The organism is Streptomyces sp. VRA16 Mangrove soil, from assembly GCF_017377775.1.
Taxonomy (GTDB): Bacteria; Actinomycetota; Actinomycetes; order Streptomycetales; family Streptomycetaceae; genus Streptomyces.
In genome coordinates this window covers 56,813-79,028 of record NZ_JAFVLN010000006.1, presented here as the reverse complement: position 1 = coordinate 79,028, position 22,216 = coordinate 56,813, and the positions used below count along the sequence as shown (strand labels likewise).

At 70.2% G+C, this 22,216-nt stretch carries 20 protein-coding genes, 2 tRNA genes and 2 pseudogenes; 11 read left to right on the top strand and 13 right to left on the bottom strand.

The genetic code is table 11. The features are described 5' to 3' along the window. Nucleotides 1–70: 70 nt before the first annotated feature. Complete coding sequence (locus J3486_RS17860) at nucleotides 71–523, top strand: DoxX family protein (protein WP_207821349.1); 453 nt, start codon at nucleotides 71–73, stop codon at nucleotides 521–523. A 63-nt stretch (nucleotides 524–586) separates the two neighbouring features. Here J3486_RS17860 and J3486_RS17855 read toward each other — a convergent pair whose 3' ends face one another. Then, nucleotides 587–1,120, bottom strand: a complete 534-nt coding sequence (locus J3486_RS17855) for a superoxide dismutase family protein (RefSeq protein WP_207821348.1) — start codon at nucleotides 1,118–1,120, stop codon at nucleotides 587–589. Between the two features lie 233 nt (nucleotides 1,121–1,353). On the opposite strand from J3486_RS17855, the gene J3486_RS17850 reads away from it, so the two are divergent. Beyond that, the gene (locus J3486_RS17850; RefSeq protein WP_207821347.1) at nucleotides 1,354–1,980 is read left to right on the top strand and encodes a DedA family protein; all 627 of its coding nucleotides are present in this window, start codon (nucleotides 1,354–1,356) and stop codon (nucleotides 1,978–1,980) included. A 279-nt stretch (nucleotides 1,981–2,259) separates the two neighbouring features. Here the strand turns inward: J3486_RS17850 and J3486_RS17845 are convergent, their stop codons facing one another. After that, nucleotides 2,260–2,490, bottom strand: a complete 231-nt coding sequence (locus tag J3486_RS17845; RefSeq protein ID WP_207821346.1) for a DUF2277 domain-containing protein — start codon at nucleotides 2,488–2,490, stop codon at nucleotides 2,260–2,262. A gap of 98 nt (nucleotides 2,491–2,588) precedes the next feature. Here J3486_RS17845 and J3486_RS17840 point away from each other — a divergent pair. Together J3486_RS17840 and J3486_RS17835 are read left to right on the top strand one after the other, a co-directional pair. Then, nucleotides 2,589–2,930 (top strand): annotated as a pseudogene (locus tag J3486_RS17840) (hypothetical protein); the annotation flags it as partial. Nucleotides 2,931–3,232: 302 nt separating this feature from the next. Next, nucleotides 3,233–3,307 (top strand) — tRNA-Trp (locus tag J3486_RS17835). 51 nt (nucleotides 3,308–3,358) lie between these two features. Here the strand turns inward: J3486_RS17835 and J3486_RS17830 are convergent. Beyond that, the gene (locus tag J3486_RS17830; RefSeq protein ID WP_207821345.1) at nucleotides 3,359–3,874 is read right to left on the bottom strand and encodes a hypothetical protein; all 516 of its coding nucleotides are present in this window, start codon (nucleotides 3,872–3,874) and stop codon (nucleotides 3,359–3,361) included. Nucleotides 3,875–4,045: 171 nt separating this feature from the next. Then, nucleotides 4,046–4,117: transfer RNA gene (locus tag J3486_RS17825), tRNA-Val, on the bottom strand. Between the two features lie 251 nt (nucleotides 4,118–4,368). On the opposite strand from J3486_RS17825, the gene J3486_RS17820 reads away from it, so the two are divergent. The 4 genes from J3486_RS17820 (at nucleotide 4,369) to J3486_RS17805 (ending at nucleotide 7,398) form a co-directional block, all read left to right on the top strand. Beyond that, the gene (locus tag J3486_RS17820) at nucleotides 4,369–5,751 is read left to right on the top strand and encodes a hypothetical protein (protein ID WP_207821344.1); all 1,383 of its coding nucleotides are present in this window, start codon (nucleotides 4,369–4,371) and stop codon (nucleotides 5,749–5,751) included. 81 nt (nucleotides 5,752–5,832) lie between these two features. Then, entirely contained in the window at nucleotides 5,833–6,339 is a 507-nt protein-coding gene (locus tag J3486_RS17815) for a DUF4383 domain-containing protein (protein WP_207821343.1), read from the top strand. Between the two features lie 56 nt (nucleotides 6,340–6,395). Continuing rightward, the gene (locus J3486_RS17810; protein WP_207821342.1) at nucleotides 6,396–7,175 is read left to right on the top strand and encodes a FadR/GntR family transcriptional regulator; all 780 of its coding nucleotides are present in this window, start codon (nucleotides 6,396–6,398) and stop codon (nucleotides 7,173–7,175) included. 4 nt (nucleotides 7,176–7,179) lie between these two features. Further along, entirely contained in the window at nucleotides 7,180–7,398 is a 219-nt protein-coding gene (locus J3486_RS17805; protein ID WP_207821341.1) for a zinc ribbon domain-containing protein, read from the top strand. 252 nt (nucleotides 7,399–7,650) lie between these two features. On the opposite strand, the gene J3486_RS17800 is transcribed toward J3486_RS17805, so the two are convergent. From J3486_RS17800 to J3486_RS17790, 3 genes are all read right to left on the bottom strand, one after another. Beyond that, nucleotides 7,651–8,454 (bottom strand): HAD family hydrolase, encoded by an 804-nt coding sequence (locus J3486_RS17800; RefSeq protein WP_307804853.1) that lies wholly within the window; start codon nucleotides 8,452–8,454, stop codon nucleotides 7,651–7,653. Next, nucleotides 8,451–10,904 (bottom strand): phosphoribosyltransferase, encoded by a 2,454-nt coding sequence (locus tag J3486_RS17795; RefSeq protein WP_207821340.1) that lies wholly within the window; start codon nucleotides 10,902–10,904, stop codon nucleotides 8,451–8,453. Before J3486_RS17795 ends, J3486_RS17800 begins: the two co-directional genes overlap by 4 nt. 68 nt (nucleotides 10,905–10,972) lie before the next feature. Then, entirely contained in the window at nucleotides 10,973–12,139 is a 1,167-nt protein-coding gene (locus J3486_RS17790) for an HpcH/HpaI aldolase/citrate lyase family protein (RefSeq protein WP_207821339.1), read from the bottom strand. 220 nt (nucleotides 12,140–12,359) lie between these two features. Between J3486_RS17790 and J3486_RS17785 the strand changes: the two genes are divergently transcribed. Beyond that, entirely contained in the window at nucleotides 12,360–13,163 is an 804-nt protein-coding gene (locus J3486_RS17785; RefSeq protein ID WP_207821338.1) for a TerD family protein, read from the top strand. Nucleotides 13,164–13,181: 18 nt separating this feature from the next. Here J3486_RS17785 and J3486_RS17780 read toward each other — a convergent pair whose 3' ends face one another. The 6 genes from J3486_RS17780 to J3486_RS17755 form a co-directional block, all read right to left on the bottom strand. Continuing rightward, on the bottom strand, nucleotides 13,182–13,922 hold the full coding sequence (locus tag J3486_RS17780) for a Tellurium resistance (protein WP_207821337.1): 741 nt from the start codon (nucleotides 13,920–13,922) through the stop codon (nucleotides 13,182–13,184). Between the two features lie 151 nt (nucleotides 13,923–14,073). After that, the gene (locus tag J3486_RS17775; protein WP_207821336.1) at nucleotides 14,074–15,219 is read right to left on the bottom strand and encodes a DUF475 domain-containing protein; all 1,146 of its coding nucleotides are present in this window, start codon (nucleotides 15,217–15,219) and stop codon (nucleotides 14,074–14,076) included. Nucleotides 15,220–15,289: 70 nt separating this feature from the next. Beyond that, on the bottom strand, nucleotides 15,290–15,865 hold the full coding sequence (locus tag J3486_RS17770; RefSeq protein WP_207821335.1) for a TerD family protein: 576 nt from the start codon (nucleotides 15,863–15,865) through the stop codon (nucleotides 15,290–15,292). Nucleotides 15,866–16,082: 217 nt separating this feature from the next. Next, nucleotides 16,083–16,658, bottom strand: a complete 576-nt coding sequence (locus tag J3486_RS17765; RefSeq protein WP_207821334.1) for a TerD family protein — start codon at nucleotides 16,656–16,658, stop codon at nucleotides 16,083–16,085. Between the two features lie 144 nt (nucleotides 16,659–16,802). Further along, nucleotides 16,803–17,261 carry a peroxiredoxin gene (locus J3486_RS17760; protein ID WP_207821333.1) on the bottom strand — a complete coding sequence of 153 codons (459 nt, stop codon included), beginning with the start codon at nucleotides 17,259–17,261 and terminating at the stop codon, nucleotides 16,803–16,805. A 250-nt stretch (nucleotides 17,262–17,511) separates the two neighbouring features. After that, nucleotides 17,512–17,943 carry a DUF3052 domain-containing protein gene (locus tag J3486_RS17755; RefSeq protein ID WP_207821332.1) on the bottom strand — a complete coding sequence of 144 codons (432 nt, stop codon included), beginning with the start codon at nucleotides 17,941–17,943 and terminating at the stop codon, nucleotides 17,512–17,514. 430 nt (nucleotides 17,944–18,373) lie between these two features. Between J3486_RS17755 and aceE the strand changes: the two genes are divergently transcribed. Together aceE and J3486_RS17745 are read left to right on the top strand one after the other, a co-directional pair. Further along, nucleotides 18,374–21,106, top strand: coding sequence for a pyruvate dehydrogenase (acetyl-transferring), homodimeric type (gene aceE / locus J3486_RS17750; protein WP_207821331.1), 2,733 nt, complete (start codon nucleotides 18,374–18,376; stop codon nucleotides 21,104–21,106). Between the two features lie 81 nt (nucleotides 21,107–21,187). Further along, nucleotides 21,188–21,910: pseudogene (locus J3486_RS17745) on the top strand (potassium channel family protein); the annotation flags it as partial. Nucleotides 21,911–22,216: the final 306 nt, after the last annotated feature.

Below are 22,216 nucleotides of genomic sequence, written 5' to 3'. Positions count from 1 at the left end.
CGGCGCCGACTACATCGGTGAACCCGGCCGTACCCCTGCGGCCGGGACAACCGACCGAAGGAGTCCCCACATGACTGGACGTCTCAACAGCGCCCAGCCCTACGTCCTCGGCCTGTTCCGCATCGTCATCGGCCTGCTCTTCGCCTGCCACGGCGCGGCCTCGCTCTTCGGCGTCCTCGGCGGCGCGCAGGGCGGCGGCACCGTTCCGGCCGGCACCTGGCCCGGCTGGTACGCGGCCGTCATCCAGCTCGTCGGCGGCGGCCTGGTCCTGATCGGCCTCGGCACGCGCCTCGCCGCGTTCATCGCGTCGGGCTCGATGGCCTACGCGTACTTCAAGGTCCACCAGCCGTCGGCCCTGTGGCCGATGGAGAACGGCGGCGAGGCGTCGGTGCTGTTCTGCTGGACGATGCTGCTGCTCGTCTTCACCGGCTCCGGCGCGCTCGGCCTCGACCGGCTCTTCGCCCGCGGCGGCGAGGACCGGGTCACCGAGCCGGCTCCCGGCCGCGAGACCGTGACGGCCTGATCCGCAGGTACGACGTGATCGTGCCCTCTCCCCCTCCCACGGGGAGAGGGCACGTTTCGCGCTCTACGACGCCTCGGCACCCACGAACGGGACCGTGAAGCAGGCGACCCTGGCGCCCGCGCCGCCCGGCACGTCGTGCAGCACGACCGACCCCGCCTCGCCGGGCCGCAGGCCCCACGCCTTGCGCACGCCGGCCACACCGTTGCCCGAGGCATCGACGGTGAAGTCCAGCCACACCTCGTTCTCCGCGCTCACGTGCCCCGGATCCGGCACGTTCTGGTAGTGCCCGCCCGCGTCCGCGGGGTCCGCGCCGCAGGGCTTTTGGTGAACGTGCGCTCCGTAGGCGTGACCGGGCACCAGACCGCTGACGCCGAGCCCCACCGTCATCCCCGTCCCGTCCCCGCGCTGCTCGACCGTGATCGACGCCGCCGCGGGCACCAGCTCCATGTCGTACGTGATCGCGGGCGAGGGCACGAAGGCCGTGGGCGGCGCGAACCGGGCCTCCTCCCGCACCCGGTAACAGTCCACGCCGCCACCGCCGCCCCCCACGGCGAACACGGCCGCCGCGAGGGCCCCGGCCACCATCCCTGTCACCATCACCGCTCCTTCTCCACTGCGTCGAGTCCTGGCTCGTTCGTACGGGAGCGGAGGCCGCGACACCGCACCGAATGCGGCATGCGGGTGAACGTGAGATGGAGAACATCTGTGCCCCTTTCGCCACATCCGCAACACCTGAGGCGTACGCTGTACAGCTGTCATGAAGCCGCTCCTGTGTGCTCCCGTGGGGAGGGAACGGCCGTAGATCGGTCCGTACAGGGAGTTGGCGCGCGGTGCTGGAGAGTCTGGGGTCGCTGGCCGACAGTCCATGGATCTACGTGATCGTGGCGCTCTCCGTGCTCTTCGACGTCTTCCTGCCCGTGCTGCCCAGCGGGTTCCTCGTGGTCACCGCCGCCACCGCCGCCGCGGCCGGCACGGCGGGCGCCGCCACGGGCCAGCTGCCGAGCAGCACCCCGGAACTGCTGGCCCTCACCCTGTGCGCGGCGACGGCCTCCGTCCTCGGTGACCTCGTCGCCTACCGTCTGGCCTGGCGCGGCGGCGAACGCCTGGACCGCGCCATCGCCCGTTCCCGGCGCCTGACGACCGCGCAGGAACGTCTCGGCGGAGCGCTCGCCCGCTCCAGCGGCGGACTCCTCGTGATCATCGCCCGCTTCGCGCCCGCGGGCCGCTCAATCGTCTCCTTCGCGGCGGGCACCGCCCACCGCCGGGTCCGCGAGTTCCTGCCCTGGTCGGCCCTCGCGGGCGTGGCCTGGGCGGCGTACAGCGTGGCCCTCGGCTACTTCGGCGCCCAGTGGCTCGGCGCGAGCTGGCTCTCCACGGGCGTCTCGGTCCTGGCCCTGATCGGCGCGGGCACGGTGGCGGCCTACGTCATGCGCCGCCCGGTCCCCCAGGAAGCCTGACCACAGCCCACCCCACCCAAGGCACTCCACCACCCACCACGAGGCCTTGGGCAATCCGGCGCCACCCGCCCCCACCCGCCTTGGGCAATCCGGCGCCACCCGCCCCCACCCGCCTTGGGCAATCTGCCGCCAAGGGCGGCAGGGTGGGCAAGGCGGCACCCCGGCGCCGGGCAGGCGCTCCCGCGGGCCCGCACTCCGGCCCAGCCCGGCCTCTCAGGCGCGACCCGCACCCCGGGAAACCGAACCCTGAACCCCGAACCCGAACCCGAACCCCGAGGATCAGGACGCCGAGGTCTTCGCGGCCCCCCGCACCTCAAGCCCGCCGAGCAGCGCAGCGGTAGCACGGGCAACCTCGTCGACGGCCCGATCGAACACCTCACGGTTGTGCGCGGCGGGCGCCCGAAAGCCGGACACCTTCCGCACATACTGCAGAGCTGCGGCCCGGATCTCGTCCTCGGTGGCCTCCTCGGGGAGCGCGGGCGGGCGAAGGGTCTTGATGCTGCGGCACATGCCTCCAGTCTGCCGCCACCCACCGACTCGGCCACACGTTCGCGTGAACTCCCCGAAGTTGCTCGCCCCGCGAATTCGAACAGACGTACCATTGCCGGGTGGCAGCGAACGATGACTCCGACGACTCCGTCCTTGGTTTCCCGAGCGACCTCCTTGCCGGGCAGGAGGAGCTGCATCAGGTGCGGGCCGAGCTGATAGCCCTGCTCAAGCGGCTCCCCTGGTCCGTCGAACCGGTCGACGCCATCAGCGACACCCAGGGCTGGCGCAGACTGGAGCGGCCGGCGTCCCCGGGCTGGAGCGAGGACGAGCAGGCCGAGGTGGAGAAGCTGCGGCAGCGCGAGCTGGAGCTGGCCGTCTTCGTGACATGCCACCGCCACTGGTCCGAGCTGTCGGGCGGCGACGCGGTGGCGGCCCGAGCCCGCCTCAAGCACGTACACGACCACGTACACGACGGTACGAACGCGGACACATCCGCAGACACGGGCGGGGACGGAGACGGGGACGGAGGCGGGGACGGGGATAGGCGCGAGGGCAAAGAGGTCACCGGCCCGGTCGAGAACGGGGCAGACACCCGGACCGATGCGTGATCGCCGCGACCGTCCGGGGGCTTCCGACGGGCCTGTTCACCGACGGACGCGAGCCTGAAGCCGAACTCGCCCGGTGGCCGCCGGCGAACCTCGCCGGACGGATACCGGCACGCTGCTGACGTTCCAGCACCTTCTCGCTACGCTCCTTGCCGGGACGGGGCGTAGCGCAGAGGTCGACGCGCGCGGTCTCCAAAATCGCGAGGACGCCGGTTCGAATCCGGCCGCTCCGCCCCACCCGGGCCCGCCCCGGGCCGGGGCTGCGATCACCTGTGGGTGCGCCGTCAGCAGCCTTCGGCAGTGACCGTCACGGGGGCGGGGTGAACCTTGAGCAGCCGCCCGTTGTCCGGGTTGACGACGCTCATGTCGATGTTGTCCAGAGTGAGGCGGTACTGTCCCGCTCCCGCACATCCCCAGGTGTTGGTGACGGAGGTGTGGCCCTCCCAAATGCGGTCGGTTCGCCTGCCGACGGTCTTCTTCCACAGTTCCTCGTCGCCCTTCTTCAGCGTGAGGTCTGCGGAGAACTCGCAATCCCGCTCGTTCCAGAAAAGGCCCTTGGTCCAGCACTTCGCAGCGACCCGTGCGGCCGGCACGAGGACCTCGCGCCCTTCGGAGTGCCGGTAAGCCTTGGCCTCGGTGAAGCAGACGGTGAGTTCACCGGAGTGCCACTCGTCTGTCGAGTAGCCGGTGGTCGAGGCGCAGCCCTTGGGGGGTGCGGCGTCGGCGTGAGCGGTCGCGGGAAGGGCGGTGAGGGCGAGGGCGGCCAGAGCGGCACTGCCGAGACGTCGCTTGTTGATCATGTCGTGCAAACGGTCGGCGACACCTTGGGGTTGTCACCGCCAAGGGTGAATGCGCACTACACCTGTCGCACGCGAAGATCTGTGGCGTCGCGGACTCCATGGGGACTCCGATCGCGGGAGAGGCCCCCCGGTGTTCCCACCGGAGGGCCTCCGACCTGCTACCTCATGATGTGGGCGCGGACGGTTTCGAACCGCCGACATCCTGCTTGTAAGGCAGGCGCTCTACCCCTGAGCTACGCACCCGAGATCCCTGGCGCTGTGACCAGGACGAGCCGACAGCCTACCTTGTCGATGCCCCTGCACCGCAAACCCGTAACAGCGCCGGTCAGCGCGGGGAGTTCGCCGCGCGCCACGCCGCGGCCGGCGGCCGGGACGGAAAAGTCACGCTCCGAACCGCGAACTAACCGGCCCGTGTGTTCGTCTTTAACCGGTGGGAGAATGAAGACCGGGCAAGGCTGATGACGGCACGGGCAGCGCGGGAGCGGTTAGTGACAATGACGGCAGACGAGCGCCCCCACGGGGCGCGGGGCATTGCCGATCAGCGGCTCCGCCGGAGCCCTCTGCGCGACCTCCTCACTCTGACGCTGCTCCCTGTCCCGCTGCTCGCGGCGGCGGCCACCGCCTCGTTCACCGGCGGCGGCACCCGCCGATGGTTCGGCGGCCGCTCCGAGACCCAGCGCGCCCAGGCCCAGGAGGCCAAGGACGCCGCTGCCGCCGCCTTCTACGAGCTGGACACGGCCCAGCGCGACCTGCGCATCTCGATAGAGACCATCACCGCGGTCGACGACAGCCCGGCCGCCCGCCGCGCCGTCGGCGACTTCCAGCAGCTCGGCACCCGGATCGACGAGGTCAGCGCGCAGTACATCACCGCGGTCGACGCCCACGACCTGGACCGGGACGACCTGGACGCGGGCACGGCCTCGCGTGCACGGAGTGAACTGACCGCGGCGAAGGACCAGTTGACCCGCGCCAAGCAGGACCTCGACCGGTTCGCGCAGGGTCTCGGCCCGCTGCTCGGCAAGGCCGAGACGCAGCTGGCACGGCTCGCCCCGGCCGTGGAGCGCGCCCGACAGGCCCTGCTCGCGGCGACGACGGCTCTGGACGGCGTACGGCAGGCGGGCCTGAAGGCCGACGACCTGGCCGCCCGCCTGGCCCGCCTCGGCCCGGAGCTGACGAAGCTGAACCAGGGCGCGGGCCAGCACGGTGTGCCCGAGACGCTGGAGCGCGCGGAGCGGGTCGCGCGGGACGCCGAGACGATCCGGGTGGAGGCCGAGCGGCTCCCGGAGAAGGCGGCGGAGATCGACCATCGCCTCGTCTCGCTGCGCACCCGCGCGCAGGCCCTGACCACCCGCGCGGGCCAGGTCGAGCCGGTCCTGAGCGAGCTGCGGCGGCGCTTCTCGGCCGCCTGCTGGCAGGACCTCCAGCGCGTACCGCAGCTGGCCTCGGACAACGTACGGCAGGCGGAGACCAAGATCGCCGAAGCCCGCAAGGCGCGCGACGAGCAGCGCTGGCCGGACGCGACGGCGCTGCTCTCCACGGTGCGGGCCCTGCTCAACACGACGGACGAGTCGGTCTCCGCCGCCTCCGACCGTCTGCAGCGGCTGAACGCGGTGGCGAAGGACCCGCAGCAGGAGATCGACCGCACCCGGTTCGCGATCCGGGACGCCCAGCGCCTGGCCATGACCGGTCGCTCCACCCCCGACCCGCGCCACGCCCGCCCGCTCGACGACTCCGTGGGCCGGCTCGACCGCGCCGTCGCGGGCCTGGAGGGCCGCCACCCCGACTACTGGCACTTCCTCACGGAGACGGAGGCCGTGCGGCAGACCGTGGCCCGGGTCGTGGCGCAGATCCGCGAGGAGCGCGGCGGCGGCGCCTGACCCGGTTGGCACTGTGCCCGCGCCGGGCGGACCCTGTAAGTACGTATCTCTGTACTTGGGGGGCTGGGAGGCGAGGCGATCATGGCCACGCACGTACTCCACCCGGGATCCTGGCACCGCGTCCAGCTCGACGAGCAGACGCCCGTCGATCACCGCCTCAGCATGGTGTACCGGGTCGGCGCCGGCCTGATGGGGCTGGTACTGCTGGTCTTCGGCATCCTCGGGTTCATCGACAAGATCGGCTTCTTCGACACCCGCGGTGACACGGTCGCGGGCCTGAACACGAACGGCGCGCTCAGTTTCCTGTCCGTCTGCGTCGGCGTGCTGCTCATCGCCGGCATGCTGGCCGGCGGCGCGGTGGCGTCGACGGTGAACATGACGCTCGGTGTCCTGTTCATCCTCAGCGGCTTCGTGAACCTGGCACTGCTCGACAGCCGCTACAACTTCCTCGCCTTCCGCATCCAGAACGTCCTGTTCAGCTTCGTGGTCGGAGTGCTGCTGATGTTCTTCGGCATGTACGGGCGGGTCAGCGGCGGCCTGCCGCACGACAACCCGTACTGGAAGGCCCGTCATCCGGGCGCCGGGTGATCCGGCGGCCGCACGCCGATTGATCTCTCACAGCCGGGCGTGCGAGATTTCTCCGCATGACCAGCTCACCGTCGGTGCCTGTGCCGTGGGCCGGGCTCGACACGCACCGCACCGCGGTGGAGTCCGTGGCACACGCCATCGCCGACGGCCGCTACGCGGCCGACTCGGCACCCGAACTGCCGGGCCTGGCCGCCCAGTTGAAGCTTCCCGAGCCGGTTCTGCGGGAGGCGCTGCGGGCCCTCGTGGCGAAGGACGTGCTGGACGGGTCGGGCCGGATCCGCCCGCGCTCCGCATGGAACCTGCTCGACCCCGACGTGCTGCGCTGGACTCTGTCCCCGGTGCCCACGGACCGGACGGACCGAACGGACCGAACGGACCGGATGGACCGGACAGACCGGACAGAACGGACGCCACCGGTCCTCTACGAGGATCTGCACGAGCTGCGCCGTTCCGTCGAGCCGTCGGCCGCCGCGCTGGCCGCGCAGCACCGCACGACCGCCGATCTCGCCGCCCTCGACGCGGCGTTGGCGGCGATGGCCCACGCGGAGCGTTCCGCGCAGGGCGATCCGGCGCGGGCCGCGCGCGCCGACGCCGATTTCCACACGGCGCTGCTGACCGCCTCCGGCAACCGTTTCTACGCCCAGTTGCCCCGGGTGATCGGTCCGGCGCTGTCCGCCCGCGCCCAGGTCGTGCACGCGGGCCCGCACCACCATCCGGTGCCGGCCCACACCGAAGTCGCCGACCGGGTCCGCGGCCAGGACCCCGACGGGGCGTACACGGCGATGCTGGACCTGTTGGACCTCTCGCTCCGTGACGATCCCCGACCCGTAATCTGAGGTCATGCCTCGCTACGAATACCGCTGCCGCGCCTGCGGCGACACCTTCGAACTCTCCCGCCCGATGTCCGAGTCCTCGGCCCCGGCGACCTGCCCGTCGGGCCACCCCGACACGGTCAAACTCCTGTCGACGGTAGCGGTCTCCACCGGCGGCAAGTCCCCTTCCCCCGCCCCGCCTTCCGGTGGATCCGGCGGCTGCTGCGGAGGCGGCTGCTGCAGCTGAACCTCCCCGCCCCACCTCGGGCAATCCACCACCCGCCACGGCCCGCCTTCCCCAATCCGCCGCCCGCTCCCACCCGCCTTGGGCAATCCGCCACCCGCCCCCACCCGCCTTGGGCAATCTGCCGCCAAGGGCGGCAGGGTGGGCAAGGCGGCACCCCAGCGCCGGGCAGGCGCTCCCGCAGGCCCAGGCCCACGGCCCCGGCCCGAGCACCACGGCCCCGCCCGGCCCTGCCTGGCCCCGCCAAAGGCCCCCTCAGAGCGCCCCGAGAAACCCCCGCAACACAGCCTCTCCCGCCAGAACCCCCCGCTCCCCGAGCACGGTCACCCCGTCACCGACCCACCCCACATCGGCCAACTCCCCATGCCCAGGCCGCCACCCCCGATCCACAGCCACCAAAAGATCCGCATCCAGCAACGAATCCCCGGCCCCGAACACCGCCGCCGCCCCGACCCGCCGAGCAACCTCCCGAGCCGCCGCCCCCTTGGTCAACGGCTTCGGCACGGCGTACACCTTCCGCCCCTGCAACGAAACCCCCCACCCGACCCCCGCGGCCCACTCCGAGAGCTCCTTGACCCACCCTTCGGGCAGCAGACCCCGGTCGACCACGAGGTAGGCGAACAGGTCCTCGGCGACCCGCTCCTTCAGCAGCCACTCCGGATCCGCGGCGGCGATCATCCGCTCCCGCACCTCCCCGAGCGGCGCGCACTCGGCCTCGATCCGCGCCTCGACCCCGCGCCGCCACTCGGGATCGGACACCCCGTCGACCAGCAGATGCCCTCCGTTGGCACAGATCGCGTACTGCGGCGCGGGCCCGGGCAACCGCACCCGCCCGTACTGCTCCCGCGTCCGCGTCGTCGTCGGTACGAACACCGCCCGCCGCCCGAGCTCGGCCAGCAGCCCGGCCGCGTCCTCAGTGACGTACGACAGGGGCTTGCCCTGGTACATCTCGACGCACAGCAGCCGCGGCGCCTCGGCGTCGGGCATCGTCAGCCCGAGCGCCCCGGCCGAGTAGATCAACGTACGGTCGAGATCGCTGGCGACCACCGTCGGGCTCACTGGGCGACCGCCTTGCCGTCGGCGCCCGTGGCCCCGCGGGTGAACCGTGGATGGATCAACCCCACGCACGTGTACGGCAGTTCGCCCACCACCTCCACCGGCACCCCGCGCTGCTCCGCGAGGAGCCGCACATGGTCCAGGTCGGCCCCGGCGTCCGCCCGCGCGAGGATCTTCCACGGCACGCGCCGCAGCAGCACGCGTGTCGTCTCGCCGACCCCGGGCTTGACAAGGTTCACGTCGTGGATGCCGTACTCCTCGCTGATCCGCTCGACGGCGGCCCAGCCCTCCCAGGTCGGCGTGCGGTCGGCGCCGAGCAGCTCCTTGACGTCGGCGTCCACCGCGTCGCCGACCTCGTCGAACCGCGCCTGCACCGCGTCGAGGAACCGCACCGAGACGTCCGAACCGGCCAGCTCCGCATAGAACTTGGCGCCGTGGAAGTCGTCGGGACCGACCAGGTCGGCGCGGAGCACCGTGCGCGAAATCAGTCCGGACACCGTCGAGTTGAGGCAGGCGGAGGGTATGAGGAAGTCCTCCCGGGTGCCGTACGTGCGCACGCACGAGCCGGGGTCGGCGAGCACCGCGATCTCCGGGTCGAAGCCGCGCGGCCCGCCGCCCTTCTCGAACTCCCGTATCGCGGTGGCGAGTTCGCGGGTGATGGCGCCCTTGCCGGTCCAGCCGTCGACGAACACCACGTCCCGCGGGTCGTGGTGGCCGGCCAGCCAGCGCAGCGCGTTCGCGTCGATGCCACGGCCGCGCACGATCGACACCGCGTAGTGCGGGAGCTCCACGCCGTGGCGGGCGAGCGCCCAGCGGCGCATCAGCACGCCGACGGGCGTACCGGCCCGCGCGAGCGAGACCAGGACCGGGCGGCGCGGGGCGCGCTCGGCGAGCACCGTCTCCGTGACCACGCCCACCGCCCGCGCGATCCGCCCGGCCGACGCGTCGAGCGCCGCGTGGAAGAGGTCCTGGTACTGCGCGCTGGGCTGGTACTCGACGGGCAGCGACTCCGCGTAGTGCGCACCGCCGCTCTGGATGGCCTCCTCGCGCTCCTCGGTGGGCGCTTCGAGGCGTACGCCGGACAGGTCCTGGAGCAGCCAGCCGACCTCGTCGGGCGCGTACGAGGAGAAGGCGGGGCCGCGCAGCGGCTCGGGCAACGACATGACGGACCTTTCCGGGGCGCCGGGCGCCGCGGCACCGGGCACGTACGAGGGGACAACCACGACCACGACCCGCGCGGCGTGCTCGGCGACGCGCTCCAACAACCCTCCGGGCGCGACCAGTTCGGCCGTGTCACCGGCCGAGTCGAGCACGACGACGACGGTGTCGAAGCCGCCCCCCGCCACGTTGTACGCGTACCGCTCGCCCGGCCCGTCGGCCGGGTCGTCGTGGGCGGGGAAGACGAGGCGGGTGCGTATCGCGTACCCCGGATCGTCGACGGCGAGGACCGGGGAACGGGTCGTGGTGGAGTACGAGACGTCCACGCCCGCCGACTCCAGCGTGGTGGCGAGGCGCAGCGGCGCGTACATCAGCTCCTCGTTGCCGAGGACCAGTACGCGGCCGTGGACGTGCCGGGCCAGCCGCTCGCCCATGTCGGGCAGAGCCGTCTCGAACCGCTCCCGGTGCTCGGGCCGGAACCCGTGCCGGCCGCCGTCGGGCACCCCCGTCGGCCAGCCGAGCCCGGACACGCGGACGATCTCGCCGCGCTCGCCGTCCGCGCGGCGCGGTCGCGGCACGGCGCTCGCGCGGCCGGTCCGCTCGTGCTCGGCGACCAGCGCCTGGCCCTTCTCCAGGACGCCGTCCGGCAGCCGTACGGACCCGCGCGCGGACACCACCAGGTCCACGCGCGCGCCGATCTCGCGCGCGAACGCGTCGAGCCGGCCCTGGTCGCCGGGCGAGCGCATGTCGACGAGGGCGACGATCACGTACCGCTCGCGCGCGTGCAGTTCGTGCAGCGCCCGGATCGTGTTCAGCACCGTGTTCCCCGTCGAGAACTCGTCGTCGACGAGGACCAGCGGGCCGTCGCCCACGAGCAGTTCGGGGTCCTCGGGCAGCAGCAGGTGCGAGGTGGCGTGCGAGTGGGACTCCTCGAAGCCGCCGGCGCGGGCCACGCCTTCGACGGGGCGGCGCGTGGAGTGCAGATACGGGGCGAGCGCCAGGCCGTCGGCGACCGAGTGGCCCAGGCCCGTCGCGGTCTCCGCGTAGCCGAGCACGACGGATGTGCGTGCCGCCTCGTCGCCGAGCAGCTCACGGACCCGTACGCCCAGTTCGTGCCCCGCGCGCCACACCACCGAGGGACGCTGCGGCACGTGCTTGCCCAGCACGTTCGACACCAGGAGGTGCGCGCGCTTGGGGTTGCGCCGCAGGGCGAGTCCCAGCAGCCCGGTCAGCTCCGCATCACCGTCCAGCTCGACACCCAGCCGCTCGGCGACCCACGTACCCGACCACACCACGTCGCTCGTATCCCTTGCCTCGGTTGCCTCGGTTGTTTCGGTTGCCTTGGTTGTTTCGGTTGCCTCGGTCATGCAGGCAGCCCCGCCGTCAGCAGCTCCACGAAGCCGACATCCTCCCGGGCCACCCCGAACGCCTCCGCGCGCTGCAGCGTCCGCTCGGCCCAGGCGCGGTGCGGCTTCACCTCGTTCATCTTGTTCGTGTACGCGGATCTGAGGACCCCGCCGCCGCCCCGCTCGGGGCGCAGGATGTCCTGCGCGTCGCCGTACTCCTCGTGGCTGACCACGGACAGCGCGTGCACGGGCAGCACGTGCGAGGGGTGGATGCAGGTCTTGCCGAGCAGCCCGTTGGCCCGGTCCAGGGCGATCTCGCGCAGCAGCCCGTCCATGTCGTGCTCGATGAGCGCCTCGCGCAGCGGCTCCGCGCCCTCCTCCAGGAAGGGGCTGCGGCGCAGCTGCGGCTTGAACATGCGCTCCTGGTGGCGGAAGTACTCCCAGACCGGCCCGGTCACCGTGAAGCCGGTGCCGTCGGCCCGGCCCAGGCGGTTGACGACGTCGGCGATGACGGAGGCCACGATCTGCACGTCGTACGCCGTCATGTCGGGCGGCCGGCGCAGCCCGTACGCGGAGCAGAAGTCGGTGACGCCGAGGCGGAGCGCGAGGACGCGGTCGCGGTACTTGTCGACGGTGCGGGAGATCCCGTCGAGCGTCTCGGTGCGTGTCTCCAGGTGCAGGAGCTCAGGTGACTCCAGGACCGGCATGGCGAAAAGTCGACGCCCGGACGCCGTCTCGGCGGCGGTCAGCGCCTCCAGGAACGGAACACCCCGCTCCTCGGTGAACTTCGGCAGTACGAATCCGGACAGCAGCGCCACGTCCGGGCCGAGGCGGCGGACGAGATCGGTGATCTGCCCCGGGGTGCGGACCCGGATGAACAGCAGCGGCGGCTCGGCCCCGGCGCGCTGCGCGAGCCGCGCGAACTGCCGGACGAGGTTGTCCTCCGCGCCGCTCACCTCGGCGTCGTCGATCGAGTCCTCCAGGCACAGCACCATGGAGACGACGCCGCGCCCGGCCTGCTTGAGGACGTCGTCGGCGAGGTGCGGGCGGGTGGCCGGGCTGTAGAGCGTGGCACCGAGTGCCGCCGAGAGCATGCGCGGCGCGGAGTCCGCGGTGAAGCGCTGCGGCTCCCGGTGGAACAGGCGCGCTCGCACCGCAGGGGCAAGATGCCCGAAATGACGCATGAGACTCCCCCGAGAATGGCGTGGGCGACCGGTCCGTCCGGCGCTGAGTGGCCGGTAATAGTACGTACAAAGCTGTGTCAAGGGTTCCCGTCTGCAATGAAATTCTGGTAACTCGTGCATGGCGAAGGGACTCTTCCGGACGCCGGACGGCCTTCGGAACGGCTGCGGATCATGGCACCCCGCGTTGTCCCGGCAGGGATCGGGAAGGCAGGATGACGACATGACGCACGCGATGCTCAAGGGGGCGAACGTCCCGCTCGACGCCACGGCGGTGCGCGCCGTGCTCCGCTGGTCCCCGGGGCAGGGCGTGCCGGACGTGGACGCCTCCGCGCTCCTGCTCGGCCCGGACGGCCGGGTCCGCTCGGACGAGGACTTCGTCTTCTACAACCAGCCCCGGCATCCGTCGGGCAAGGTCTGGCGGCTCGGCAAGAAACGGGTGGCCGAGGGCCTGACCGACACGGTCCAGGCGGATCTCTCGGGCATCACGCCGGAGATCGGCCGGGTGCTGCTCGTGGCCTCCGCGGACGACGTCGAGTTCAAGCACGTCCAGGCGCTGCGCATGTTCGTCTACGACGCCGCGTCCGAGGGCGGCGAACCGCTCGCGCACTTCGACATCAAGCCGGAGACCGGCGCCGAGACCGCGCTGATCTGCGGCGAGCTGTACCGGCGCGGGGACGGCTGGCGGCTGCGCGCGGTCGGCGAGGGGTACTCGAACGGGCTGGTGGGGCTCGCCACCGACTTCGGCATCTCGGTCGACGAGTCCAGCGAGCCCGCTCCGGCCTCCGCAGCGGCGCCCACGGCCCCCGTACCGGCTCCACAGCGGGCGCAGCAGGCCGCGCCCGCCTCGTTCCCGCTGCCGCCTCCGCAGCAGCCTCCGGCGTACGGGTACCCGCCGCAGCCCACGACGCAGCCGGCCCCGCAGCACCAGCCCGCCTACGGCTATCCGCAGCCGGTGGCGGCCCCGGCGTATCCCGATCCGTCCTTCCGGCTTCCGCCGCAGGGGCCGCAGTTCATCGGCAGGTGATCCGGTGGGCCCGTCGGCTCACCGCACGCTGGACTTGTAGCCGCGGCCCCACTGCAGGCCCCAGCCGTACAACCGGTCCAGCTCCGACTGGAACCCGTACACGAACTTGACCTCGCGCCGCACCACGAGGTCGCCCTTGACGTTCTCGACGGAGACGACGGCGCAGGAGCGGGCCTGCGGGTGCCGTTCGTCGAGGCTGATCTCGATCCGTGGGCCGTTGCTCGGGTACAGCGTCACGATCGCGTGCGTGCGGTCGAAGGCCGGTGTCTGGTCGTAGATGTAGACGAAGACGAGCAGCCGCTTGATGGAGTCCCGGTGATCGAGATTGACGTAGATGGTCTCACCGGACGCCGAGCCGAACCGGTCGTCGCCGCTGAGCTTCACGTACGGCGGTGTGTTCAGCGACCCGAAGAAGCTGCCGAGCGGCTGGACGACACCCTTGTCACCGCTGGTCAGTTCGTACAGACAGCCCAGGTCCAGGTCGACATTGACCATCGACTGGGTGTGCGCCTGCACGACATCGGGCTTGAACATGCTGAACGGGTGCCGCAGCAGACTGTTCCGCTCCGGCCCGCCGATGTCCGAGGTCCGCATCCGCCAGGACAGGTTGACGCGCAGATTGCCGGTGGCCGCGCCCTGTTTGGACAGCGAGACGACCGGGTGGCGCTTGGTGAGTTCGATGCTGTTGGTCGCCGCGCTGCCCGAATCGAACTCGAACTGCGCGGAGTTGCCCCGCCATAGCTTGTCCCAGAAGGACATACCGCCCCCATGCGTGTACGTGCTGCCCCGCCGCCTGCTGCCTGTTACTGCTTCGTACGCGTACGTCCCTGTACGCGCCGACGGGGCGGCCGCTGAGGACCCGTCCTCGTGCGACCGCCCCGCTCAGAGCGTTCCAGTAATGACCCCGGGGTCAAACCCCGGACGACACTTCAGCCTTGTCCGGGCTCCCCGCGTTTCCCTCCGCGTCCGCGAGCTTCTTGTTGCGGCGGACGGAGGAGAAGAACGACCAGCCGATCAGGACGACGCCGACGAGACCGGTGATGATCTCGTTGATCTCGTACTGGATGGTGACCAGCAGGATCACGGCCAGAGCGCCGATCGCGTAGTGCGCGCCGTGCTCCAGGTACACGTAGTCGTCGAGGGTGCCCTGGCGGACCAGGTAGACCGTGAGCGAACGGACGTACATGGCGCCGATGCCGAGGCCGAGCGCCATCATCACGATGTCGTTCGTGATCGCGAAGGCACCGATCACGCCGTCGAAGGAGAACGAGGCGTCCAGGACCTCCAGGTAGAGGAACATGAAGAACGCGGCCTTGCCGGCGAGCACGACCGCCGACTTCTCCTTGCCCTCGCGCTTGGCCCGCTCCTCCTCCTCGTGCTCGCGCTCCTCCTCTTCCTCAAGTCGGTTCTCGAAGAAGCCGGACAGACCGCCGACGACGAGGTACGTGATCAGACCCGCGACGCCCGCCAGGAGCACGGTCGCCTGCTTGTCGACGTGGGCGCCGCCGTGCTGGTGCGCGTTGACCGCGAAGGTCAGGGAGGCGACCAGCAGCACGATCAGCGCGATGCAGACCGAGAGCATGTCGACCTTGCCGAGCTTGGCCAGCGGCCGCTCGATCCAGCGCAGCCACTGGATGTCCCGCTCCTCGAAGATGAAGTCGAGGAAGATCATCAGCAGGAACATGCCACCGAAGGCCGCGATGGACGGGTGGGCGTCCGTGACCAGCTGCTGGTAGCGGTCCGGCTGGTTGAACGCCAGGTCGACGGCCTCGACCGGGCCCATCTTGGCGCTGATCGCGACGATCACGACCGGGAAGACGAGCCGCATACCGAAGACCGCGATCAGCACACCGACCGTGAGGAAGATCTTCTGCCAGAAGGCACTCATCTTCTTCAGGATTCCGGCGTTGACCACCGCGTTGTCGAACGACAGCGAGATCTCCATGATCGCGAGAATCGCGACCACCCCGAACGCGGTCCAGCCGTCGTAGAAGAACGCCGCGATCAAACCGAGCACGGTGATCGCGAACGACCAGCCGAAGGTTTTCAGAACCACTGGCTACCCCATCGTGTGTACGGGTTTCCCCGTGCTGGTTGTACGGGGCTCCCCCGCTCCGCGCACGGCTTTACGAAACATTGACTCCGAAGTCTAGAGCGATGCCCCGGAGCCCGGACGCGTACCCCTGGCCCACTGCACGGAACTTCCACTCGCCTCCGTAGCGGTACACCTCGCCGAAGATCATCGCGGTCTCGGTGGAGGCGTCCTCGGACAGGTCGTAGCGGGCGAGCTCCTGACCGTCGGCCTGGTTGACGACGCGAATGAACGCGTTGCTGACCTGTCCGAAGGTCTGGCCCCTGTTGTCCGCGTCGTGGATCGAGACCGGGAAAATGATCTTGTCGCAGGCGGCCGGGACCTTGGCGAGATCGATGATGATCGACTCGTCGTCACCCTCGCCCTCACCCGTGAGGTTGTCGCCGGTGTGCTCGACGGAGCCGTCGGGGCTCGTGAGCTGGTTGTAGAAGATGAACCACTCGTCGCCCATCACCCGGCCGCCGCTGCACAGCAGCGCGCTGGCGTCCAGGTCGAAGTCGGCTCCGGTGGTGGAGCGTGCATCCCAACCGAGCCCGACCAGGACCTGCGTGAGGTTCGGTGCGGCCTTGGAGAGGGAGACATTGCCTCCCTTGGCGAGCGTGACGCCCATGTTGGTGGTCCTCCCCGAGTTGTAAGGCTTTGCTGGTGTTGCTGGTGTCCAGCGCGTTCCCAGCGCGTTTCTAGCGCGTCCGGCGCCGCACTGCGAGAGTGCGACGCCGGACGGATGTGCGTGAAGGTGCGCTACGCGTCGGACGTTGACGTCTCAGAGATTGATGCCTCGGGCATCGCCGTCTCAGACATGGCCGTCCCAGGCGCTGACCACCGACTCAGACGTTGACGCCGAAGTCCTGCGCGATGCCGCGCAGGCCCGACGCGTAGCCCTGGCCGATGGCGCGGAACTTCCACTCGGCGCCGTGCCGGTAGAGCTCGCCGAAGACCATGGCGGTCTCCGTCGAAGCGTCCTCGGAGAGGTCGTAACGGGCGATCTCCGCGCCGCCCGCCTGGTTCACCACGCGAATGAACGCGTTGCGCACCTGGCCGAACGACTGCTGACGGTTCTCGGCGTCGTAGATCGAGACCGGGAAGACGATCTTGTCGACGTCGGCCGGGACCGAGGCCAGGTCGACCTTGATCTGCTCGTCGTCACCCTCGCCCTCACCCGTGAGGTTGTCACCGGTGTGCTCGACCGAGCCGTCCGCGCTCTTCAGGTTGTTGAAGAACACGAAGTCCTGGTCGTTGCGGACCTTGCCCTCGGCGCTCGTCAGAATCGCACTGGCATCGAGGTCGAAATCCGTACCTGTGGTGGTGCGGACATCCCAACCGAGGCCCACGACGACCGCCGTGAGGCCCGGGGCCTCCTTGCTCAGCGATACGTTGCCGCCCTTGCTGAGGCTGACTCCCACGAGTCCTCCCTGTGGTCATAGGGGCGGGGAGCCCCGTAGTACGTCTGGCATCGGATCAACGTCTGGATCCTAGTGACGGGTTCCCGCCCCCGGCGAGGCTTCCTACAGGGTGTCGCCCTGTAGAGGCTTCTTTACCGGCAAGCCCTAGAGGCTGTCGATCGCCTTGACGTACTCGTTCAGGTCGCGGGCGTCCGGCAGGCCGTTCACGACGGTCCAGCGGACGATGCCCTCCTTGTCGATGATGAAGGTGCCGCGCACCGCGCACCCCTTCTCGTCGTCGAAGACGCCGTACGCGCGCGAGGCCTCGCCGTGCGGCCAGAAGTCGCTCAGCAGCGGGTACTCCAGGCCCTCCTGCTCCGCGAACACGCGCAGGGAGAAGGGGGAGTCGTTCGACACCGCGAGCAGCTGCACGTCGTCGTTGACGAACTTCGGCAGCTCGTCGCGCAGGGCGCAGAGCTCGCCGGTGCACACGCCGGTGAACGCGAACGGGTAGAAGAGCAGCACCACGTTCTTCTCGCCGCGGAAGTCCGAGAGCTTCACGGTCTCGCCGTGCTGGTTCTTCAGCTCGAACTCCGGAGCCTTGGTGCCGACCTCGATCGCCATGGTGAAGCTTCCCTTCGATGGGGCTGTTCGGGTGGCTTCAGCCTAGTTCCCACCAGCGACACCTCACCTGCGGACCCGCCCCGACCGCCGCCACGGCCTCGGGCGATCCGCCGCCGAAGGCGGCAGGGTGCGCCCCGTGCCGGCTCCTCGCAGCCCCCGGCAGCCCACAGCAAGGCCCCCGCGGGCGCGCCGAAGCACGCCCGCGGGGGCCAATGACTCTGAATATCCCGTTCCGCCGGGACAGCTACGGCTACCGCTTCTTGGCGGCCGCCTTCGGCGTGGCAAGACGGCTGCCGGTCCAGTCCTTGCCCGCACTGATGCTCTTGCTCGCGGAGAGTCCGGCGGTGGTGGCGGCCTCACCGATCTCGCTCGGCTCGACGTACCCGTCACGGCCGGTCTTCGGCGTCAGCAGCAGGATGGACCCGCCGTCCTCCATGTACGCGATGGCATCCACCAACGCATCAGTAAGGTCCCCGTCGTCTTCACGGAACCAGAGCACCACGGCGTCAGCCACGTCGTCGTACTCCTCATCGACGAGCTCGGAGCCGATGGTCGCCTCGATGTCCTCGCGGAGCTCCTGATCGACGTCGTCGTCGTAGCCGATCTCCTGGACCACCTGGTCGGGCTGGAAACCGAGCCTCACGGCAAGGTTCGTCTCCGCGTGGTCCGCGGTCGCGCTCACGGATTGCCTCCTGATCATGTTTACGAAGTTGTCTGCAGCCTCGCGCGCACGCGAAGCGTTGGCCGTAGTCCACACGTGCGCGACGGATCGCGCAAGTACCCGGCCGCCGAGACCGCCGAAACGGTGACGTTCCCGGCGGTGTCACCGCAACTCCTGTCAAGGATCCCCCCAGGTCAGTGATGTATGCCACAGCGATCTGCCGGGTTTGCCCGCACTGCCCGGACACCGAGCGTGATCAGGGCCGAACGGCCCCACGGAACACCTGAACGACATGCGCGTATCGTTGCGATTTGTGAGCACCCGCCCCTCGGCGTCGAACGGAATCCGGATTACCTCTCGGTAGAGATGACGATTCCGATTCCGCGGTACACGATGGACAACGGCGTAACCGACAGTGCAACAGCGGCATCACCGACAGTGAGGGAAAAGCGTGGCTTCCGGATCCGATCGCAACCCGATCATCATTGGCGGTCTCCCCAGCCAGGTCCCGGACTTCGATCCCGAAGAGACTCAGGAGTGGCTCGACTCCCTTGACGCGGCGGTCGACGAGCGCGGCCGCGAGCGGGCCCGCTATCTGATGCTCCGGTTGATCGAGCGCGCCCGCGAGAAGCGCGTGGCCGTGCCCGAGATGCGCAGCACCGACTACATCAACACGATCGCCACCAAGGACGAACCGTTCTTCCCCGGCAACGAGGAGATCGAGCGCAAGGTCCTCAACGCGACGCGGTGGAACGCCGCGGTGATGGTGTCCCGCGCCCAGCGCCCCGGCATCGGCGTCGGCGGCCACATCGCGACCTTCGCCTCCTCCGCCTCGCTGTACGACGTCGGCTTCAACCACTTCTTCCGCGGCAAGGACGAGGGCGACGGCGGCGACCAGATCTTCTTCCAGGGCCACGCCTCCCCCGGCATCTACGCCCGCGCCTATCTCCTGGACCGGCTCTCCGAGAACCAGCTCGACGCGTTCCGCCAGGAGAAGTCGAAGGCCCCCAACGGCCTGTCCTCGTACCCGCATCCGCGCCTGATGCCGGACTTCTGGGAGTTCCCCACCGTCTCCATGGGCCTCGGCCCGCTGGGCGCCATCTTCCAGGCCCGGATGAACCGCTACATGGAGGCCCGCGGCATCGCCGACACCTCCAAGTCGCGCGTGTGGGCCTTCCTCGGCGACGGCGAGATGGACGAGCCCGAGTCCCTCGGCCAGCTCTCCATCGCCGCCCGTGAGGGCCTGGACAACCTCACCTTCGTCGTCAACTGCAACCTGCAGCGCCTGGACGGCCCGGTGCGCGGCAACGGAAAGATCATCCAGGAGCTGGAGTCCCAGTTCCGCGGCGCCGGCTGGAACGTCATCAAGCTGGTCTGGGACCGGAGTTGGGACCCGCTGCTCGCCCAGGACCGCGACGGCGTCCTGGTCAACAAGCTGAACACCACGCCCGACGGCCAGTTCCAGACGTACGCCACCGAGCCCGGCTCGTACATCCGTCAGCATTTCTTCGGCGGCGACCACCGCCTGCGCGCGATGGTCGAGAACATGACCGACGACCAGATCCTGCACCTGGGCCGCGGCGGCCATGACCACAAGAAGATCTTCGCGGCGTTCACGGCGGCCAAGGAGCACCGGGGCCAGCCGACGGTGATCCTGGCGCAGACGGTCAAGGGCTGGACGCTCGGCCCGAACTTCGAGGGCCGCAACGCGACGCACCAGATGAAGAAGCTCACGGTCGACGACCTGAAGGGTTTCCGCGACCGGCTGCACATCCCGATCACGGACGCCCAGCTCGAGGGCGGCGCCCCGCCGTACTACCACCCGGGCCGCGACTCCGAAGAGATCCAGTACATGCACGACCGCCGCAAGGCGCTGGGCGGCTATGTCCCGACCCGTGTCGTGCGCGCGAAGCCCCTTCAGCTCCCCGAGGACAAGACCTACGCGAGTGTGAAGAAGGGCTCGGGTCAGCAGTCGATCGCCACGACCATGGCCTTCGTCCGGCTCCTCAAGGACCTCATGCGGGACAAGGAGATCGGCAAGCGCTTCGTGCTGATCGCGCCCGACGAGTACCGCACCTTCGGCATGGACTCCTTCTTCCCGAGTGCGAAGATCTACAACCCGCTCGGCCAGCAGTACGAGTCGGTGGACCGCGAACTCCTGCTCGCCTACAAGGAGTCGCCGACCGGACAGATGCTGCACGACGGCATCTCCGAGGCCGGCTGCACCGCCTCCCTGATCGCGGCGGGCTCGGCCTACGCGACCCACGGCGAGCCGCTGATCCCGGTCTACGTCTTCTACTCGATGTTCGGTTTCCAGCGCACCGGTGACCAGTTCTGGCAGATGGCCGACCAGTTGGCCCGCGGCTTCGTCCTCGGAGCGACCGCGGGACGCACGACCCTGACCGGTGAAGGTCTCCAGCACGCCGACGGCCACTCGCAGCTGCTGGCCTCGACGAACCCCGGCTGTGTCGCCTACGACCCGGCGTACGCCTACGAGATCGCGCACATCGTCAAGGACGGTCTGCGCCGGATGTACGGCCCGGACAGCGAGGACGTCTTCTACTACCTCACCGTCTACAACGAGCCGATCCAGCACCCCGCGGAGCCCGCCGACGTCGACGTCGACGGCATCCTCAAGGGCATCCACCGCATCAGCGCCGGCTCCTCGGGCACCATCCCGGCCCAGATCATGGCGTCCGGCGTCGGAGTGCCGTGGGCGCTGGAGGCCCAGCAGATCCTCGCCCAGGAGTGGAACGTACGGGCCGACGTGTGGTCCGCGACCTCGTGGAACGAACTGCGCCGCGAGGCAGTGGAAGTAGAGCGCCACAACCTGCTGCACCCCGAGGAGGAGCAGCGCACGCCCTACGTCACGCAGAAGCTGTCCGGCGCGGAAGGCCCGTTCGTCGCGGTCTCCGACTGGATGCGCTCGGTGCCGGACCAGATCTCCCGCTGGGTGCCGGGCACCTACCAGTCGCTGGGCGCGGACGGCTTCGGCTTCGCCGACACCCGGGGCGCCGCGCGCCGCTTCTTCCACATCGACGCCCAGTCGATCGTGGTCGCGGTGCTCACCGAACTGGCCCGCGAGGGCAAGGTCGACCGCTCGGTCCTGAAGCAGGCGATCGACCGCTACCAGCTCCTCGACGTCACTGCCGCCGACCCCGGTGCGGCCGGGGGCGACGCCTGACGGCTCACCGGGCCGACGCCTCGTCCGAGGGCGGTGGGACCTGTGGTCCCGCCGCCCTCCGACTTTTCCTACGATGCGCGCATGAAGGAGCAACCGGCACAGATCCGATGGGAACGGCACACGCAGCGCCCGCTGTTCGCCCTGGCCCTGGCGTTCGCCCTGGCCTACGCGGTTCCCATCGTCCGGCCGGACGCCTCGCGCGCGGTGAACCACGTCTGCATGGTCGTCGAGTGGGCGGTGTGGGGCGCGTTCGCCCTCGACTACCTCGTCCGGCTCGGTCTCGCCCCTGACCGTCAGCACTTCGTACGCTCGCACCTCCTCGACCTCCTTGCCGTGGTGCTCCCTCTCGCACAGCCCCTGCGGCTGCTGCGCGTGGTGTCGACGCTGCTCCTGCTCGGCCGGCGGGCCCGGATGGCGGAGCAGATAAGGCTCACGACGTATGTGGCCGGAGCCGTGGTGGGCCTGCTGATGTTCGGCTCACTGGCGGTTCTCTCCGTAGAGCGGGACTCGCCGAACGGGAACATCAAGACGTTGGGCGACGCCGTGTGGTGGTCGTTCACCACCATGACGACGGTCGGCTACGGCGATCACGCGCCCACGACCGGAATGGGCCGGGCGCTCGCGGTGGGTCTGATGCTGTCCGGCATCGCGCTGCTCGGTGTGGTCACCGCCAATATCGCGGCGTGGTTCATCTCCCGCTTCGAGAAGGACGACGCGGAAGAGCGCCGTCAGACGGAGGCCATCGAGGCACTCACCCTGGAGGTGCGCGCGCTGCGGGCCCAAGTGGCAGTGCTCTCGGGGACGCCCGGATCATCAGGCGTGTCCGGGCAGTCGGACGGGGCGAGGGCACCGGGCGGGTCCGGGGAGCCCGACGGGTCCGGAGAGGTGGACGAGACCGGGCACCCTGACGGGTCGGGGAATCCTGACGGACCCGGGAATCCTGACGGGTCCGAGGCGAAGGAGATGCCCGGTCTGCCGGAGGCGCCCGTCAGGGGCGCTGCGCCCGCGGCAGTGGGCGTGAGTGCGGGGACGGGTGCGGACGAGACGGGAATACCGCGCCTCTCCACGGGTGAGCCTGCGGCCATGGACAGCCCCGGGAACTCGCCCGGG